This is a genomic window from Thalassospira mesophila (assembly GCF_002115755.1).
In the GTDB taxonomy this organism is placed as follows: domain Bacteria; phylum Pseudomonadota; class Alphaproteobacteria; order Rhodospirillales; family Thalassospiraceae; genus Thalassospira; species Thalassospira mesophila.
Genome location: NZ_JFKA01000030.1, coordinates 1 through 2,227, shown reverse-complemented (window position 1 = coordinate 2,227; position 2,227 = coordinate 1). Strand labels below are relative to the sequence as shown.

The following is a 2,227-nucleotide window of genomic DNA, read 5'->3' as shown; positions in this document are numbered from 1 at the left end:
TTTGCTCTACCAACTGAGCTATGCCGGATCAGTGTTTGGCGCTCCGTTCGAAGCGCGTGGCAGGGGTATAATAAAACCCGGAAACACGCGCAAGACCTTTTTTGTCAAAAAACGGCGAAAAAATCGATTTCACTAAAATTTATCCATTTTCAACGCGTTATCAAACGCCTGGCGTGGAAATGCGCCGCGCATTTTTAGCCGTGAAGGAAAAGACATTCCTTATATATGCAATATATATGCGGTCAGGTGCCCGATTGGGCATCGTTTTGATGCCATCGCAGGGCAAAAACAGACGTTAAAATTTGCCCTGCCATGCGGTTGGTGTGTTCTGACGGACCCGCAAATTACAATCAGGGAACCGGGTGGCCCTGTGCCGCGACCAGAATGGCAAACCAGTCCTGGCGGTCCAGCGTAATATTACATGCCTGTGTGGCCGCCTGTATCCGCTCGGGCTTCATGGTGCCAAGAACGGGGATTGGCTGGCACGGCAGGGCCAGCAGCCAGGCAATGGCGATTTCAGCAATGCCTGCGACATCGTATTTGACCCGCATTTCTTCAAGGATCGGTCGAAGATGGGCCGCAACGGCGTCATCCTTGTCTTTGAACAGGCGCGCACCGCCAAGAGGCGACCAGATCATCGGGGTGACGCGGTTTTGCTGCATCAGATCAAAGGTGCCATCAAAAACGGGGCCAAGTTCCAGCACCGAACATTCAACCTGGTTGGTCACAAGCGGCTGGTCCAGGCGGCTTTGCAGCAGGTTAAACTGGGAAGGTTTAAAGTTCGATACGCCGAAATAGCGCACCTTGCCAGCCTGTTGCAGGCTGTTAAAGGCATCGGCAACTTCGTCGGCAAGCATCAGCGGATCAGGCCGGTGGATCAGCAGGGTGTCGATATGGTCAATCCGCAGATTGGCAAGCGAGGTTTCGACAGATTTGATGATATGGGGCTTTGTCGTGTTGTAGTGGTTAATCCGGTTATCAGGCCGGGCATCACAGACCAGCGCGATATCGCATTTGGTGACGATTTCCATTTGATTGCGCAAATGCGGAACGGTTGCCAAAGCTTCACCGAAATAATCTTCGCAGCCGTAATTGCCGTAAATGTCGGCATGATCAAATGTCGTGATGCCCAGATCAAGGGCTGTTTCCATGATGCGGACAATGTCATTCGTGCCCGAAACATCCGGGCTGGTGCGCAGGCGCCATGCGCCCCATGCCAAACTGGAAAAACTTAAATTTTCCGCCAACTGGCGGCGTGTAACAAGTGCTGACATTTCTGGTCCCTATGGATCATCCTGGTATGTGCGGCGGGCATGTGACCCGCCCTGCATTTGAACCAGCGAGATGATCTGTTATTTTACCGGTTATTCACGGTACTGGTACCAAGACATGACAGTCAGGTAAACTGTCCATCGCACGTTGTGTCAAATCGGCACAGGTGCATAATCCGCCTGTTGCCGGTCTCTGGGGGTGCTGTTTCAAATTGTTATCTGGTCGAGAACGCGGCAAGCAGGATCAGGCCAAACAGCCCAGTGGTGGCTTTGGGTTCCCAATATTCCATGGTGCCAAAGGCAATGGCCAGCCACCCAAGGCACGCCAATAGCGACAACGCCATGACGGGCGGCTGATCGAGAAGGGTTGGATTTTTCCACGCCAGCCATATACCCAGCAGCCCAAAGGCAACCTGACCCAGCGCAAACGCACTGTTAAGGCCAAAATAAAGCGTTGTTTCCGGCCCGGGCGTGCGACCCCCGCGTATATATTGTGCGCCAACATCAATGGTAAAATGCATGCCGCCAATCAGCGCAAGCCAGCCATAGGCACCATATAACAAAGCAAGATGCATGTAATCGCCCGTGGGTTAAGGAAAACAAAACGGCCTGCCTTAGCCGTCTCGCTGCAAACGTCCGCTATTTGATCGTGTCTATTTGGCGGTGAGAGGGGCAGCGGCAGGTTTGGGACCGGATGCTGTCGTATCCCAACGCCATCGTGCCTGACTCCACTGTAAACAGGGCGGGCAGGGCGGTTAAGACCGGATACTCCAGATATTATGCCTGTTCATGCAGTTCTTTCGCCAACCAGCAAACAGCCAATAGGCAAAAGTACCGCGATGTTTGTAACGTGGTCCGGCGTTATTGGGGCGTCTGGGGGATTGGGCAAAGAAAAAGGGACCGAACAAAAGTTCGATCCCTTCTCACATTGGCTCCGGCAGCAGGACTCGAACCTG

General features: G+C 53.2%; 2 protein-coding genes. Both read right to left on the bottom strand.

Annotation, left to right across the window (positions count from 1 at the left end):
* Window positions 1-350: 350 nt before the first annotated feature.
* Window positions 351-1,274 carry an aldo/keto reductase gene (locus TMES_RS21815; RefSeq protein ID WP_085586577.1) on the bottom strand — a complete coding sequence of 308 codons (924 nt, stop codon included), beginning with the start codon at window positions 1,272-1,274 and terminating at the stop codon, window positions 351-353.
* A gap of 212 nt (window positions 1,275-1,486) precedes the next feature.
* Window positions 1,487-1,846, bottom strand: coding sequence for a hypothetical protein (locus TMES_RS21810; RefSeq protein WP_085586575.1), 360 nt, complete (start codon window positions 1,844-1,846; stop codon window positions 1,487-1,489).
* Between the last annotated feature and the right edge of the window lie 381 nt (window positions 1,847-2,227).